Below are 15537 nucleotides of genomic sequence, written 5' to 3'. Positions count from 1 at the left end.
CGAGGCATGAACGAATGACGGAACCCTTGCTGACGATGCGCGGCATCGTCAAGGCCTTCGACGGCGTGAAGGCGCTCGACGGCATCGACCTGACCGTGCGGCCCGGCGAATGCGTCGGGCTGTGCGGCGAGAACGGCGCGGGCAAGTCGACGCTGATGAAGGTGCTGTCGGGCGTATACCCGCACGGCACGTGGGACGGCGAGATCCGCTGGGAAGGCGCGCCGCTCGTGGCGTCCGGCGTGCGCGACACCGAACGCGCGGGCATCGCGATCATCCACCAGGAGCTGATGCTCGTGCCCGAGCTGTCGGTGGCCGAGAACATCTTCCTCGGCAACGAGATCACGCTGCCGGGCGGGCGCATGAACTTCGCGGCGATGGTCCGGCGCGCCGAGGAGCTGCTGCACGAATTGCGGATCGACACGATCAACGTCGCGCAGCCGGTGATGAACTACGGCGGCGGCCACCAGCAGTTGATCGAGATCGCGAAGGCGCTGAACAAGCACGCGAAGCTGCTCATCCTCGACGAACCGTCGTCGTCGCTGAGCGCGTCGGAGACGCGCATCCTGCTCGACATCGTGCGCGACCTGAAGCGCCGTGGCGTCGCCTGCGTCTACATCTCGCACAAGCTCGACGAGGTGGCGGCCGTATGCGACACGGTCACCGTGATCCGCGACGGCCGCCATGTCGCGACCGAGCCGATGAATGCGCTGACCACCGACCGGATCATCGCGATGATGGTCGGCCGCGAGATCCGCGACCTGTATCCGCGCGAGCCGCACGAGATCGGCGACGTCGTGCTCGACGTGCGCCACGTGACGTGCCGCGACGTGACGAACGCGCGCCGCAAGCGCGTCGACGACGTGTCGTTCAGCGTGCGGCGCGGCGAGATCGTCGGCGTGGCCGGGCTCGTCGGCGCGGGCCGCACCGAGTTGATGCAGGCGATCTTCGGCGCGTATCCGGGCGCGTGCACGGCGAGCGTGACGATGAACGGCCGGCCGCTGTCGATCCGCTCGCCGGCCGACGCGATCCGCGCCGGCATCGCGATGGTGCCGGAGGACCGCAAGCGCCACGGCATCGTGCCGCAGCTCGGCGTGGGGCACAACATCACGCTGGCGGTGCTGCGGCGCTTCGCGGCGCGCGGGCGGATCGACGCGGCCGCCGAGCTCGACGCGATCCGCACCGAGATGCAGCGGCTGTCGGTGCGCGCCGCGCATCCGTTCCTGTCGATCGCGAGCCTGTCGGGCGGCAATCAGCAGAAGGCGGTGCTCGCGAAGATGCTGCTGACCGAGCCGCAGGTGCTGATCCTCGACGAACCGACGCGCGGCGTCGACGTGGGCGCGAAGGCCGAGATCTACCGGCTGATCTTCGCGCTGGCCAAGCGCGGCGTCGCGCTGATCGTCGTGTCGTCGGAATTGCCGGAGGTGCTCGGCCTGGCCGATCGCGTGCTGGTGATCGGCGAAGGCGAGCTGCGCGGCGATTTCGTCAACCAGGGCCTCACGCAGGAACAGATTCTCGGCGCCGCGCTGAAGCCCGCGCGGCTGCCCGCCGAACCCACCGCAGCGAGTGCGACATGAATTCCGAACTTTCTTCCTCGACCCCGGCGACGCCGGATGCGGACGCGCGGCGTCCGGACGGCCGCGCGCCGCGGCTGCCGTTGCGTCACGTCTTCACGCGCTACAAGGTGCTCGCGCTGCTGTTCGCGGTCGTCGCGATCTGGGCGTTCTTCTCGGTGCTGACGGACGGCGCGTTCGTCACGCCGCGCAACGTATCGAACCTGCTGCGGCAGATGTCGATCACCGGCATGCTCGCGTGCGGCATGGTGTTCGTCATCATCGCGGGCGAGATCGACCTGTCGGTCGGCTCGCTGCTCGGGCTGCTCGGCGGCGTCGCCGCGATCCTCGACGTCAACCGCCACTGGCCGGTCGCGGCGACGGTTCCGGCCGTGCTCGCGCTCGGCGTGCTGATCGGGCTCTTCAACGGCTGGTGGTCGACCTATCGGCGCGTGCCGTCGTTCATCGTCGGGCTCGGCGGGATGCTCGCGTTTCGCGGCATCCTGCTCGGCGTGACGGGCGGCTCGACGATCGCGCCCGTGTCGGACGGCTTTGTGTTCATCGGGCAGGGCTATCTGCCGCGCGTGGCCGGGGACGGCCTCGCGGTCCTGCTGTTCGCGGTCGCGACGCTGCTGGTGGTGCGGCAACGCGGCACGCGGCGGCGCTACCGGCTCGCGGTCGCCCCGTTGTGGCAGGACGTCGCGAAGATCGTCGGCGCCGGGGCGGTGCTGTTCGCTTTCGTCGCGACGCTCGACCGTTACGGCGGCATTCCGGTGCCCGTGCTGCTGCTGCTCGTGCTGCTCGGCGTGTTCTCGTGGATCGCGACGCAGACCGTGTTCGGCCGGCGTATCTATGCGGTGGGTTCGAACCTGGAGGCGACGCGGCTGTCGGGCGTCGACACCGATCGCGTGAAGCTCGCGATCTTCGCGCTGATGGGGCTGATGTGCGCGTTTGCCGGCCTCGTCAACACGGCGCGGCTCGCGGCCGGGTCGCCGTCCGCCGGCTCGATGGGCGAACTCGACGCGATCGCCGCGTGCTTCATCGGCGGCACGTCGATGCGCGGCGGGTCGGGCACGGTCTACGGCGCGCTGATCGGCGCGCTCGTGATGGCGAGCCTCGACAACGGGATGTCGATGCTGGACGTCGACGCGTACTGGCAGATGATCGTCAAGGGCGCGGTGCTCGTGCTGGCGGTGTGGATCGACGTGGTGTCGCGGTCGAACCGGCGGTGACGAAGCCGTGTCGGGTGCGGGTCGACAAAGAGGAAGACCACCGATGAAGCGTCCGGCGTTCTCCACCCAACTCGTCATGCTCTGGGTACTCGTCGCGGCGTTGTATGCGACGCTGGTCGCGGTCGCGCTGGGCGCGCGGTTCGCGGTCGGCGGCTGACGCGCGATGCGCGTCGCGTCAGCCGCCCCGGCCGACTCAGAACGAGTAGGCGAGCGACGCGAACAGGCTGCGCGGCGCGCCCGGCGTGACCCACAGGCTGTTGTACGAGCTGACGTAGGTCGTGCGATTGAACAGGTTGTTCAGCACGACCGACGCACGCAGGTGCTTGTTGACCTGAAGATAGCCGTTGAGTTGCACGGTCGCATAGGCCGGCAGCTCGAAGCCGTCCTGCGTGTTGGCGGTGTTGCCCGCTCGGCGCCCGACGTAGATCACGCCGGCACCGGCGCCGGCCTTGTCCGCGAACGGCAGGGTCGTCTCGTACATGAGCAGCGCGCTGCCGCTCAACCGCGGTACGTCGACGAGGCGCGAGCCGGGCGCCAGCACGGTATCGCGCGTGACCTCGGCGTCGACGTACGCGAAGTTGGCGATGCCGCGCAAGCCGTGACCGAGGTCGCCGCTCCATTCGAATTCGACGCCGCGGCTGCGCACTTCGCCGGCCGCGCGCGAGAAGCCGGCATTGGCCGGATCGGCGGTGAGCACGTTGCGCTTGGTGACGTAGAACGCCGAGACGGTCGTGAGCCAGCGCGTGCCCGCCCATTTCGCGCCGGCTTCGTAGCCGTGGCCCTTTTCGGGATCGAACGCGCGGCCATTGATGTCGGCACCGTTGTTCGGCCGGAACGAATACGCGGTGTTCGCATACAGCGACAACGCCGGGCTCATTTCATACACGACGCCGAGACGCGGGCTCAGCGCGGTTTGCAACTGGCTCGTCGTCACGCTCTTCAGGCGGTTGTCGATCGACTGGTGGAAGCGATCCCAGCGCAGCCCGGCCAGGATCTTCCAGTGCGGCCCGAACGCGAGCGTGTCCTGCGCGTAGACGCCTTGCCCGTCGTCGCGCTCGAGCAGGTTGGTCGCGGTGCGCGGCGTCGGTGCGGGCTGGCCGTAGACCGGATCGAAGATGTCGATCGCATACGGCGCGGCGGCGGTCGGCGTGGAGCGCGTGACGAACTGGTCGTAGTTGAAGCGGTACGCATCGACGCCCATCACGAGCGTATGGCCGATGCCGCCCGTGCGGAACGTGCCGGCCGTCTCGAGGCGGCCTTGCAGGTCGTTCGAGTGAAACGCAACTTGCCGGTAGCGGCGCCACAGCGTGCGGCCGTCCGGTTGCAATGCGAACGCCTCGGACGAGCGCCCCGTCAGGTCGGTATTGCGTTGCGCGACGCCGGCATTGATCGACCAGCTGGAATCGATGCGATGCTCGAGCGTGAACTGGTGCCCCGTGTTGCGCACGTCGTAGTCGCCGTCGCGCGGCTCGCCGAGGAAGCGCGACGCGGGGATCGCGCCGAGCTGCCCGTTGACCGCGAGCACGCCGCGATCGAGCGGCGCGCGCTGACGTGCACTCTCGAACTCGTAGTGGAGCGTCGTGTCGGCGCCGATGTCCCAGGTGAACGACGGCGAGAACAGGTAGCGTTTGCTCGACACCGTGTCGCGAAAGCTGCCGTTGTTCTCGTTCATCGCGACGAAGCGGTACGCCAGCGATTTCGTGACGGGGCCGGTCGAATCGAGCGTCTGGCGCAATGCGCCGTAGCTGCCGGCCGACACGCCGATGGTGTTCGCGCGTGCGAACTGCGGCTGCTTCGTCGTGTAGCTGATGATCCCGCCCGGATCGCCGCGGCCATACAGCGCGGACGCCGGCCCCTTGAGCACTTCCATGCGCTCGAGGTTGACGGTGTCGCGCGGCACGCTCATCCCGCGATTCCACGAGAAGCCGTTGACCAGATAGTCGGTGCCGGACGTGTTGCCGTCGCCGGCGAAGCCGCGCACCGCGTAGTTGTCCCATAGGCCGCCGAAGTTGTTCTGGCGCGAGACGCCCGCGACCCAGTCGTAAAGATCGTCGCCGCGCGTGGCGGCCACGGTCTGGATCAGCTTCGTGTCGACGCTGCTGACCGCGAACGGAATCTCCATCACGTCCGCCTCGCTACGCGTCGCGCTCGTCGATTCGCGCGTGCGAAACGGCGCCGTCGCGCGTTGCGCGGATACCTCGATGGTCGGCAGCGCCGCTTCCTGCGCGTCGGCGGCGCCCATGCCGGCAGTGCCGACGACGATGGCCATCGGTGCGGCCGCCCAGTTCCTCCTGCTCATACTCCTCCCTTTTTAGTGTGTTTCGCGTTCGGGCACGGCGGGCGGCCTCGCGCCGACTTCTGTGTTCCAAACAGTACATTTGCGCGGCAATTTAATGCAAATGAGAGGCATTTGCAATCGTAATTTTGAGATTGGGCGGGGGAAGGGAAGCGGCGTGTTACCAGCCGTTCAATGAGGGGAAGGCCGGGACGGAAGCCGGACCGGCCTCGCGTGACGACGCGCTCGCCGACGCGTGCCGGCGAGCGCGTGTGTTCAATCCGGATCGGCTTTGAGCCCACCCTCGATCCACCGCGCTTCCGACGCACGAAGATGCGCGCGGATCGCCGTTTGCGCGGCGATCGGGTCGCCGGCTTGCAGCGCGAGGAGCACGTCCTCGTGCTCGCGCACGGCGGCGGTCCAGGTCTGAGGATTCTCCGCGTGGCCGCGCATGGCCGTCGCGATCGGGTCGTGGCGGCTGTCGAACAGCTCGCCGACGAAGCGGGTGAGCACCGAGTTGCCGGCGGCTTCCGCGATCAGCATGTGGAACTGCCGGTCGGCTTCGACCGGCGATTTGCCGGCCTCCGCGAGCCGCTTCATGCGCTGAACGGTGCGGCGCAGGCGCTCGAGCATCGCGGCCGTCATCCGCGCGGCGGCCAATGCGGCCACGCTGCCTTCGACGGCCGCGCGGGCCTGCATCAATTCCGACGGGCTGTCGCCGAGCGTGGCCATCGGGCCGACGGCATCGGCCGCCGTGTCGCGCACATACACGCCGGAGCCCATCCGGATCTCGATCTGACCGCCGATTTCCAGTGCGATCAGCGCCTCGCGAAGCGACGGGCGCGAGACGCCGAGCGTCAGCGCCAGCTCGCGTTCCGGCGGCAGCCGCTCGCCGACCGCGAATTCGCCCTGGCGAATCAACGCGACGATCTGGGCCGCGACCGATTGGTAAAGCCGCTTGGGTTCTGTCGATTTCATCCGATGCAGTGGGATCAATGCGCTTTCGGCGCAAGCGCGTGTCGCGGAGTCTATCACGCGCGTCGTTTCGCCCGTCGTGGCGGCCCGTTCATCCGGATGTGCGGGTTTTCACCATTGGTAAGATCAGATTGGAATAGCTAAATTGGCTTGACCAAAATTGGTTTGATTGCTGTAATTCGTCTAAATTGGACTGACCAAGCGGTGCCGAGGTCGATCCACTCCAAGGAGACGCAATGGCATTGCCCCGCAATCTGCCCGGTCAGGCCGCTCCGGACGAAACGGACCGGGAGATCCTGTGCCTGGAAGGGATTCGCAAGCGCTTTCCGGGCGTCCTCGCGCTCGACGGGATTCGCCTCGACCTGCGCCGCGGCGAAGTGCATGCGGTGTGCGGCGAAAACGGTGCGGGCAAATCCACGCTGATGAAGATCATCAGCGGTCAGTACCTCCCCGACGAGGGCGTCGTTCGCTATCGCGGCGCGCCGGTGCGATTTCATTCGGCATCCGAAGCGCAGGCGGCCGGCATCGCGATCATTCACCAGGAGCTCAATCTCGTCCCGCACCTGAGCGTGGCGGAGAACCTGTTCCTCGCACGCGAGCCGCGGCGCGGGCCGTTCGTCGATACGCGGCGCATGAATGCGGATGCGGCGCGCTGCATCGCGCGAATCGGCCTGAACGTCGCGCCGACGACGAAGGTCGGCGTGCTGTCGATCGCGCAGCAGCAAATGGTCGAGATCGCGAAGGCGCTGTCGCTCGATGCGCGCGTGCTGATCATGGACGAGCCGACGTCGTCGCTGACGGAAGCGGAAACGGTGCAGCTCTTTCGCATCATCGAGGAACTGCGCGCCGACGGCGTGGCGATTCTGTATATCTCGCACCGGCTCGACGAAATGGCGCAGATCGTCGATCGCGTGACGGTGTTGCGCGACGGGCGCCATATCTCGACGGACGATTTCGCCGACGTGAGCATCGACGACATCGTCGCGCGCATGGTCGGACGCTCGCTCGACGACGCCTATCCGTCGCGGCAGTCGGCGCCGACGGACGACGTGCTGCTCGACGTGCGGGACCTGCGCCGCGACGGCGTGTTCGGGCCGGTGTCGTTCGCATTGCGCCGCGGCGAGATCCTGGGGTTCGCGGGATTGATGGGCGCAGGGCGCACCGAGATCGCGCGCGCGATCTTCGGGGCGGACCGTCCCGACGGCGGCACGATCGCACTGCACGGCCGGCCCGTGACGATTCGCTCGCCGCGCGAGGCGATCCGGCACGGCATCGCGTATCTGTCGGAGGACCGCAAGAAGGAGGGGCTCGCGCTGTCGATGCCCGTCGCGGCGAATCTCACGCTCGCGAACGTGCGCGGCATCGCGTCGCGTCTCGGGTTCCTGCGCTTCGACGACGAACTGGACGTGGCGCGCCGCTACGTGCAGGACCTCGCGATTCGCACGCCGTCGGTGCACCAGCGCGTGCGCAACCTGTCCGGCGGCAACCAGCAGAAGGTCGTCATCGGCAAATGGCTGTACCGCGGTTCGAAGATCCTGTTCTTCGACGAGCCGACGCGCGGCATCGACGTCGGCGCGAAATTCGCGATCTACGGGCTGATGGACCGGCTTGCCGCCGACGGCGTCGGCGTGGTGCTGATCAGTTCGGAGCTGCCGGAGCTGCTCGGCGTGACCGACCGGATCGCCGTTTTTCACGAAGGTCGATTGACCGCGTTGCTCGAGACGAAACACACCAGTCAGGAGGAGATCATGCACTACGCGTCGGGGCGTTCCCATGCTTGAAATGACATCCGATCGAAGCCAGGCCGACGAGCGGGCGGCGCGACAGCGGCGGCGCGACCTGATCCAGAAGTTCGCGGCGCTGGGCAGTCTCGTCGTGCTCGTGTTCGCGTTCTCGATCTCGAGCGCGGCGTTCTTCTCGGTCGACAACCTGATGACGGTCGGCCTGCAGGTCACGTCGATCGCCTATCTGGGCGTGGCCGCCACCTGCGTGATCATCACGGGCGGCATCGACCTGTCGGTCGGCTCGGTGCTCGCGCTGGCCGGCGTGTGCGCGGCGTTGCTGGTCAAGGCCGGCGTGCCGGTGCCCGCCGCGATGGCGGCCGGCATCCTGGTCGGCGCGCTGTGCGGGCTCGTCAACGGCATCTGCGTGACGCAGATGGGCCTGCCGCCGTTCATCGCGACGCTCGGCATGATGCTGGTCGCGCGCGGCATCGCGCTGCAGATCACCGGCGCGCGGCCGGTATCGGATCTCGGCGACGCGTTCGGCGCGCTCGGCAACGGCGCGCTGTTGCGGATCTCGCGCATCGGCGCGGACGGGTTCCCCGACACGACCTTTCCCGGCATTCCGTATCCGGTCGTGATCATGGTCGTGCTGTTCGTCGTGGTGTCCGTCCTGCTGTCGAGAACGTCGCTCGGCCGTCATATCTACGCGGTCGGGTCGAACGCGGAGGCGGCCCGGCTGTCGGGCGTGAACGTGCAGGGCGTGAAGCTGTTCACCTACGTGCTGTCCGGCGCGCTCGCCGGCGTGACCGGCTGCGTGCTGATGTCGCGGCTCGTCACCGGGCAGCCGAACGAGGGCGTGATGTACGAGCTCGACGCGATCGCCAGCTCGGTGATCGGCGGCACGTCGCTGATGGGCGGCGTCGGCACGATTTCCGGCACGGCGATCGGCGCGTTCGTGATCGGCGTGCTGCGCAACGGCCTGAACATGAACGGCGTGTCGAGCTTCATCCAGCAGATCATCATCGGCGTCGTGATTCTGGGCACGGTGTGGATCGACCAGTTGCGCAATCGCCGGCCCTGACCGGCAGCAAGCAGTCCCTACCAACGAGAAGCGGAGCGAGACATGAACAAATTCATCCTGCTGGCGGCATCGGCATGCGTGTTCGCGGTGTGCAGCGGCGGCGCGCAGGCGGCGGGCGGCGAGATCGCCGTGATCGTCAAGACGGTCAATTCGAATTATTGGCAGAACGTGCAGAAAGGTGCGAAGGCGGCGCTCGACGGGGCCAAGGGCTACACGATGACGTTCCAGGGGCCGGCGGCCGAGTCGGACATCAGCGGACAGGTCAACATGGTCGACAACGCGGTCACGCGCCATGTGGCGGGCATCGTGCTCGCGCCGTCCGATCCCGATGCACTCGTTCCCGCGATCAAGAAGGCGTGGGAAGCGCACATTCCCGTCGTGCTGATCGACTCGGCCATCGCGGACGCCGGCAAGCCGTATTACCAGGCGTTCCTGTCGACCGACAACGAGAAGGCGGGTGCGCTGTGCGCGAAAGCGTTGATCGACCGCGTCGGGCAATCCGGCAAGATCGCGATCATGTCGTACGTGCCGGGCGCGGGCTCCGAGGTCAGCCGCGTCGGCGGGTTCCGCAAATATATCGAGAGCCATTCGAAGCTGCAGATCGTCGGTCCGTACTACTCGCAATCGCAAATGGCGACCGCGCTGAACCAGACGACCGACGTGCTGTCGGCGAACCCGGACCTGAAGGGCATCTTCGGCGCGAACGAGCCGACCGCCGTCGGGATGGGCCGCGCACTGAAGCAGTCGGGCAAGGCGGGCAAGGTGGTGGCGATCGGGTTCGACGGCAACGAGGACCTGCAGGGCTTTGTGCGCGACGGCACCGTGCAGGCGATCGCCGTGCAGGGCTCCTGGCAGATGGGGAACCAGGGCGTGCGCACGGCGCTCGACGTCATCGCGCGCAAGCCCGCGCCGAAGCTGATCGATACCGGCGTCGTGATGGTCGACAAGCAGAACCTCGATTCGCAGGCGGCGAAGAATGTCCTGTACTGACCGGCCGTGCCGCTTTCCCGTATCGAGTCGCGACTCATGAACGCAAACGACACGCGCAGCTTGCCGCGCAGCGGGATGACGATGTCGGCCCTCGGTCTCGGCTGCTCGCAACTGGGTGGCCTTTATCGTCCGATGTCGGCCGTCGATGCCGCCGCGCTCGTCGACGCCGCGTGGGCGGCCGACCTGCGCTACTTCGACACCGCGCCCTATTACGGCTACACGCTGTCCGAGCGGCGCGTGGGGGCGGCGCTCGCCTCGCGCGAGCGCGGCGCGTTCACGCTCAGCACGAAGGTCGGGCGGTTGATGCGCGCCGACGCGAGCGTGCGGCCGGGCGACGACGGCTGGGCCGAGCCTTTGCCGTTCCGGCCGGTCTACGACTACAGCTACGACGGGATCATGGGCTCGCACGACGACAGCCGGCAACGGCTCGGGCTCGCGCGAATCGACATGCTGTACGTGCACGACATCGGCGCGATGACGCACGGCGATCGTCACGCGCACTACTGGGAACAGTTGACTCGCGGCGGCGGGTTTCGCGCGCTCGACGCGCTGCGCTCGGGCGGCGAGATCGGCGGGTTCGGTCTCGGCGTGAACGAATGGGAAGTCGCGGCCGATGCGCTGAACGAAGCGGCGCTCGACGCCGTGCTGCTGGCCGGCCGCTACACGCTGCTCGAACAGACGGCGCTCGAACCGCTGCTCGACGCATGCGCTCGTGAAGGGACGGGCATCGTGATCGGCGGCGTATTCAACTCGGGCCTGCTCGCCGGCAACGGCAAGTTCAACTATGCGGACGCGAGCGCCGACGTGATCGACAAGGCCACGCGGCTCGGCGCGCTGTGCAACCGCTTCGACGTGCCGCTTCCCGCCGCTGCGTTGCAGTTTCCGTTCGGCCATCCGGCCGTCGTGTCGTGCGTGGTCGGCGCGCGCAGCGTCGCTCAGTTGAAGCAGAACATCGCATGGTTCGAGCGCCCTGCGCCGGCCGAACTATGGGATGCACTGCGCGACGAAGGTCTGATCGACGCGCACGCGCCGGTTCCGGGAGCACGCGCATGACCGCGCGCATCGACGCTCATCAGCACTACTGGCGAATCGGCGCGCGGGTCGGCTGCTGGCCGCCGGCCGAACTCGACGCGATTCACCGGGATTTCGGCCCCGCCGATCTGGCGCCGCTGCTCGATGCCGCGCGCATTGACACCACCGTCCTCGTGCAATCGCTGCCGAGCGAAGCCGACACGCGCTATCTGCTCGATCTGGCGGCCGCCACGCCGAGCGTCGGCGCCGTGGTCGGCTGGGTCGACATGAAGGCCGACGACGCGCCGGTGCGGATCGCGGCGTTCGCCTCCGCGCCGAAGGCGCGTGGCTTGCGGCCGATGCTGCAGGATCTGCCCGACGACGCGTGGATCGACGATCCGCAACTGGATCGCGCGGTCGCCGCGATGCTCGAGCATCGGCTCGCTTTCGATGCGCTGGTGATGCCGCGCCATCTCGATGCGCTGCATGCATTCGCGCGGCGCCATCCGGATCTGCCGATCGTGATCGACCATGGCGCGAAGCCGTTCGTCGAGCGCGGCGTGCTGCAGCCGTGGTTGTCGTCGATGCGCAGGCTCGCGAGCCTGCCGAACCTGCATTGCAAGCTGTCCGGCCTGTGGACGGAGGCCGGGCCGTCGGCCGGCCCGGATGTCGTGCGTGCGCGCACGCGGCCGTACGTCGATGCGCTGGCCGAGCTGTTCGGGCCGACGCGCCTGATGTGGGGCAGCGACTGGCCGGTGTTGCGGCTGGCGTCGGCGTGCGGCGGCTACGGCGAATGGCTGGCCGCGTGCGAGGACGACTGCGCGCGGCTGCTCGGCGCTGCCGCACTGGCCGACCTCTTCGGCGGCAACGCGCGCCGCTTTTACCGGATCGACACCGCACGCCACGAAGAATGAACCATCACGAAAGGAACCCGACATGCTCAGCGTGATTTGCGAATCCCCCGGCGTGCTGCGCGTACAGCAGCGCGAGCTGCCCGTGCGCGGCAGCGGCGAAGTGCTGTTGCGCGTGCAGCGCGTCGGCATCTGCGGCACCGATCTGCACATCTTCACCGGCAACCAGCCGTACCTCGACTATCCGCGCGTGATGGGGCACGAGCTTTCCGCGGTCGTCGTGGAGGCGGAACCCGAGTCGGGGCTCGGCGCCGGCGACGCGGTGTACGTGATGCCGTATCTGTCGTGCGGACACTGCGTCGCATGCCGTCACGGCAATACGAACTGCTGCGTGAACATCAAGGTGCTCGGCGTGCATCGCGACGGCGCGCTGGCCGAATACCTCAGCGTGCCCGCGCAGTTCGTTCACAAGGCCGACGGCATTTCGCTCGACCAGGCGGCGATGCTGGAATTTCTCGCGATCGGCGCGCATGCGGTGCGGCGGGCCGACGTCCGGGCCGGGCAGCGGGCGCTGGTCGTCGGCGCCGGGCCGATCGGCATGGCCGCGATGATGTTCGCGAAGCTGCGCGGCGCCGACGTCACGTGCCTCGACACGCGGGCCGACCGGCTGGCGTTTTGCCGCCAGCACCTGGCGGTCGATGCGGCGGTGGAGGTGGGGGCGGACGACGCGGCGCGTCTCGCGTCGTTGACGAACGGCGAGTATTTCGATGCGGTGTTCGACGCGACGGGCAACCTCGATGCGATGAATCGCGGTTTCGAATTCGTCGCGCACGGCGGCAAATACACGTTGATCTCGATCGTGCGCGGGCACGTCGCGTTTTCGGATCCCGAATTCCACAAGCGGGAAACCACGCTGCTCGCGAGCCGCAATGCGACGGCCGAGGATTTCGCGACGGTGCTCGACGCGATGCGGGCGGGGCGCATTCCGGACCGCGCGCTGAACACGCACCGGATGCGGCTCGAAGAGGTGCCGGACGCGTTTCCGCGTCTGCTGGAAGCGGGGCAGACCGTCGTGAAGGCGCTCGTCGAATGCTGATTCATCGAATCCGCCACGCGGAGCGCACGCGATGACGCCGCCGATCCTGCAGTTCGGCACGAGCCGCTTCCTGCTGGCGCACGTCGACCTGTTCGTCTCCCAGGCGCTGGACGACGGCAACGCGATGGGCGGCATCGGCATCGTGCAGACGACCGGCAATCCGGCCAGCCGCGCCCGCATCGACGCGCTGCGCGCCACCGGTCGTTATCCGGTGCGGATTCGCGGGCGCGATCGCGGCGGCATCGTCGACGAAGTCGTCGAATGCCGCGCCGTGCAGCGCGCGTGGGACGCCGAGCGCGACTGGGCGGAGATCCGCCGTGCCGCGATCGAGACGGTGCGCGCGATCGTGTCGAACACCGGCGACGCAGGCTATCGCGCCGATCCGCGCGACGCCGCGGACGTGCTCGACCGGCCGGAGCAGGCCCCGCGCGGCTTTCCGGCGAAGCTGCTCGCGCTGCTGCATGCGCGCTGGCGGGTGCGGCCCGACGACGGCATCTCCGTCCTGCCTTGCGAACTGGTGACGAACAACGGCGACACGCTGCGCGACATCGTGCTGGACCTCGCGCGCCGGTGGCGGCTGCCCGACGCGTTCGCCGACTATCTGTGCAACCGCTGCGTGTGGGTCAACTCGCTCGTCGACCGCATCGTGTCCGAGCCGCTGCATCCGGTCGGCGCGATCGCGGAGCCCTATGCGCTGTGGGCGATCGAACGGCGTGCCGGCATGGCGCTGCCGTGCCGGCACGCGCAGATCGTCGTCACCGACGATTTGCGCAGCCACGAGCGCCTGAAGCTGTTCTTCCTCAATCTCGGGCACAGCTGGCTCGCGGAGCAGTGGCTCGCGGCAGGGCGCGACGCATCGGAAACGGTGCTGGACGCGATGCACGACGCGCGGCTGCGCGACGGCCTCGAGGCGGTGTGGCGCGATGAAGTCGCGCCGGTATTCGTTGCGCTGGGCTTGCGCGACACAGCGGAACGGTACGTCGACAGCGTGCGCGAGCGCTTTCTCAATCCGTTTCTCGCGCATCGCATCGCCGATATCGCGGTCAATCATCGCGAGAAGGTGGCGCGGCGGATCGAGCCGTTGCTCGCGCTCGCGGATTCGCTGGCGCTGCCGGCCGAACAACCCCGGTTGCGGCAACTCGTCGCCCGCCATGACCCGGCGGCCGGCGCAACGACAGGGAGACATGCATCGTGAAGCAACCGGCAATCGTGATTCTTCACGGCGACGACAACGTCGCCGTCGCACTCGACGCACTGACGCCGGACGTGCCGATCGACGTGCGCGGCGCGCCGTTGCGGCCGGCGGCCGCGGTCCCGGCCGGCCACAAGATCGCCACGGCGCCGATCGCGCGCGGCGACGCGATCGTCAAATGCGGGCAGCCGATCGGCATCGCGCTGCGCGACATCGCCGCGGGCGAGCACGTGCACGTGCACAACGTCGGGATGCCCGAGCGGCATGCGCATGACGACACGCGTGCCGGCGACGTGCACGAGGTTCCGGCGGATCGCGCCGATACCTTCGACGGATTCGTGCGGCCCGACGGCAGCGTGGGCACCCGCAACTACGTCGGCGTGATCGCGAGCGTCAACTGTTCGGCGAGCGTCTGTCATGCGATCGCCGATGCATACCGGCACGGCGCGCTCGATGCGTTCGGTCACGTCGACGGCGTCGTCGCGATCACCCATCAGAGCGGCTGCGGCATGTCGGCAACCGGGGACGGCATCGAACTGCTGCGACGCACGCTCGTCGGCTATGCACGGAACCCGAACTTCGCCGGCGTGCTGCTCGTCGGCCTCGGGTGCGAGGTCAACCAGGTCGGCGCGCTCGCGCAACGGCTCGATGCGGCCGCGCCGGGCACCGTGCGCACGCTGGTCATCCAGGACGAGGGCGGCGTGCGCGACACCGTGGCCCGCGGCGTGTCGATCGTGCGCGAATTGGTGGAGGCGGCCGACGGCGCGCGTCGCAGCGCGGTGCCGGCCTCTTGGCTGACGGTCGGCCTGCAATGCGGCGGGTCCGACGGCTACTCGGGCATCACGGCGAACCCGGCGCTCGGCGCGGCCGTCGATCTGCTGGTCCGCAACGGCGGCACCGCGATTCTGTCCGAGACGCCCGAGATCTACGGCGCCGAGCATCTGCTGATCGCGCGGGCGGCCTCGCGCGACGTGGCCGAGCGTCTGCGCGGCAGGTTGCAGTGGTGGGAGCGCTACGTCGCCGATCACGGCGGCGAAATGAACAACAACCCGTCGCCCGGCAACCTCGCCGGCGGCATCACGACGATTCTCGAGAAGTCGCTGGGCGCGGTGTCGAAGGGCGGGCGCTCGCCGCTGCGCGCGGTCTACGATTACGCGGAGCCGGTGCTGCAAGCCGGGCTCGTGTTCATGGATACGCCCGGTTACGACCCGGTGTCGGCGACCGGGCAGATCGCCGGCGGCGCGAATCTCGTGTGCTTCACGACGGGCCGCGGTTCGGTGTTCGGGTCGAAGCCGGTGCCGACGATCAAGATCGCGACGACGACCGGCCTGTTCGAGCGGATGCGATCGGACATGGATTTCGACAGCGGCGGGATCGTCGCCGGTTCGCTCACGGTCGACGAAGCGGGCGCGCGGCTGTTTCGGCTGATGCTCGACGTCGCCTCCGGACGACGCTCCCGCAGCGAGGACAACGGCATCGGCGAACGCGAGTTCGTGCCGTGGCTGCGCGGCGCGGTCATGTGACGCGAACGGCGATGGGCGAGCGCGTGCGCAATCGGAC

The 15537-nt window shown here is 68.5% G+C and carries 12 protein-coding genes; 10 read left to right on the top strand and 2 right to left on the bottom strand.

Annotated elements, in window-relative coordinates:
- The first annotated feature begins 14 nt into the window (after positions 1 to 14).
- Complete coding sequence (xylG, locus tag WS96_RS15825; protein ID WP_059833658.1) at positions 15 to 1574, top strand: D-xylose ABC transporter ATP-binding protein; 1560 nt, start codon at positions 15 to 17, stop codon at positions 1572 to 1574.
- Entirely contained in the window at positions 1571 to 2782 is a 1212-nt protein-coding gene (locus WS96_RS15820) for a sugar ABC transporter permease (protein WP_059833657.1), read from the top strand. The genes xylG and WS96_RS15820 overlap by 4 nt, the downstream gene beginning before the upstream one ends.
- A gap of 193 nt (positions 2783 to 2975) precedes the next feature.
- Here WS96_RS15820 and WS96_RS15815 read toward each other — a convergent pair whose 3' ends face one another.
- Positions 2976 to 5081, bottom strand: a complete 2106-nt coding sequence (locus WS96_RS15815; protein WP_059833655.1) for a TonB-dependent siderophore receptor — start codon at positions 5079 to 5081, stop codon at positions 2976 to 2978.
- Between the two features lie 252 nt (positions 5082 to 5333).
- Positions 5334 to 6035 (bottom strand): FadR/GntR family transcriptional regulator, encoded by a 702-nt coding sequence (locus WS96_RS15810; protein WP_059833653.1) that lies wholly within the window; start codon positions 6033 to 6035, stop codon positions 5334 to 5336.
- Positions 6036 to 6268: 233 nt separating this feature from the next.
- Between WS96_RS15810 and WS96_RS15805 the strand changes: the two genes are divergently transcribed.
- Genes WS96_RS15805 through WS96_RS15770 form a run of 8 tightly spaced genes read left to right on the top strand, consistent with a single transcriptional unit; the run spans position 6269 to position 15500 of the window.
- Positions 6269 to 7813, top strand: a complete 1545-nt coding sequence (locus WS96_RS15805) for a sugar ABC transporter ATP-binding protein (RefSeq protein WP_059833651.1) — start codon at positions 6269 to 6271, stop codon at positions 7811 to 7813.
- On the top strand, positions 7806 to 8837 hold the full coding sequence (locus WS96_RS15800) for an ABC transporter permease (RefSeq protein ID WP_011549867.1): 1032 nt from the start codon (positions 7806 to 7808) through the stop codon (positions 8835 to 8837). Before WS96_RS15805 ends, WS96_RS15800 begins: the two co-directional genes overlap by 8 nt.
- 42 nt (positions 8838 to 8879) lie before the next feature.
- Entirely contained in the window at positions 8880 to 9827 is a 948-nt protein-coding gene (locus WS96_RS15795; RefSeq protein WP_034209095.1) for an ABC transporter substrate-binding protein, read from the top strand.
- A 36-nt stretch (positions 9828 to 9863) separates the two neighbouring features.
- Positions 9864 to 10880: an aldo/keto reductase gene (locus WS96_RS15790; protein WP_059833649.1), complete on the top strand. Its 1017-nt coding sequence runs from the start codon at positions 9864 to 9866 to the stop codon at positions 10878 to 10880.
- Entirely contained in the window at positions 10877 to 11752 is an 876-nt protein-coding gene (locus WS96_RS15785) for an amidohydrolase family protein (protein ID WP_059833646.1), read from the top strand. The genes WS96_RS15790 and WS96_RS15785 overlap by 4 nt, the downstream gene beginning before the upstream one ends.
- A 22-nt stretch (positions 11753 to 11774) precedes the next feature.
- A complete protein-coding gene (locus tag WS96_RS15780) occupies positions 11775 to 12785 on the top strand; it encodes a zinc-binding alcohol dehydrogenase family protein (RefSeq protein ID WP_034209098.1) in 1011 nt (336 codons plus the stop codon).
- Between the two features lie 31 nt (positions 12786 to 12816).
- Positions 12817 to 13980 carry a D-mannonate oxidoreductase gene (locus WS96_RS15775; RefSeq protein ID WP_059833644.1) on the top strand — a complete coding sequence of 388 codons (1164 nt, stop codon included), beginning with the start codon at positions 12817 to 12819 and terminating at the stop codon, positions 13978 to 13980.
- Positions 13977 to 15500, top strand: coding sequence for a UxaA family hydrolase (locus WS96_RS15770; RefSeq protein WP_059833642.1), 1524 nt, complete (start codon positions 13977 to 13979; stop codon positions 15498 to 15500). Before WS96_RS15775 ends, WS96_RS15770 begins: the two co-directional genes overlap by 4 nt.
- Positions 15501 to 15537 lie beyond the last annotated feature (37 nt).

The sequence above is a fragment of the Burkholderia sp. MSMB1835 genome (assembly GCF_001526365.1).
In the GTDB taxonomy this organism is placed as follows: domain Bacteria; phylum Pseudomonadota; class Gammaproteobacteria; order Burkholderiales; family Burkholderiaceae; genus Burkholderia.
Note: the sequence above shows the minus strand (reverse complement) of the source record. Positions and strands in the feature narration are given on the sequence as shown.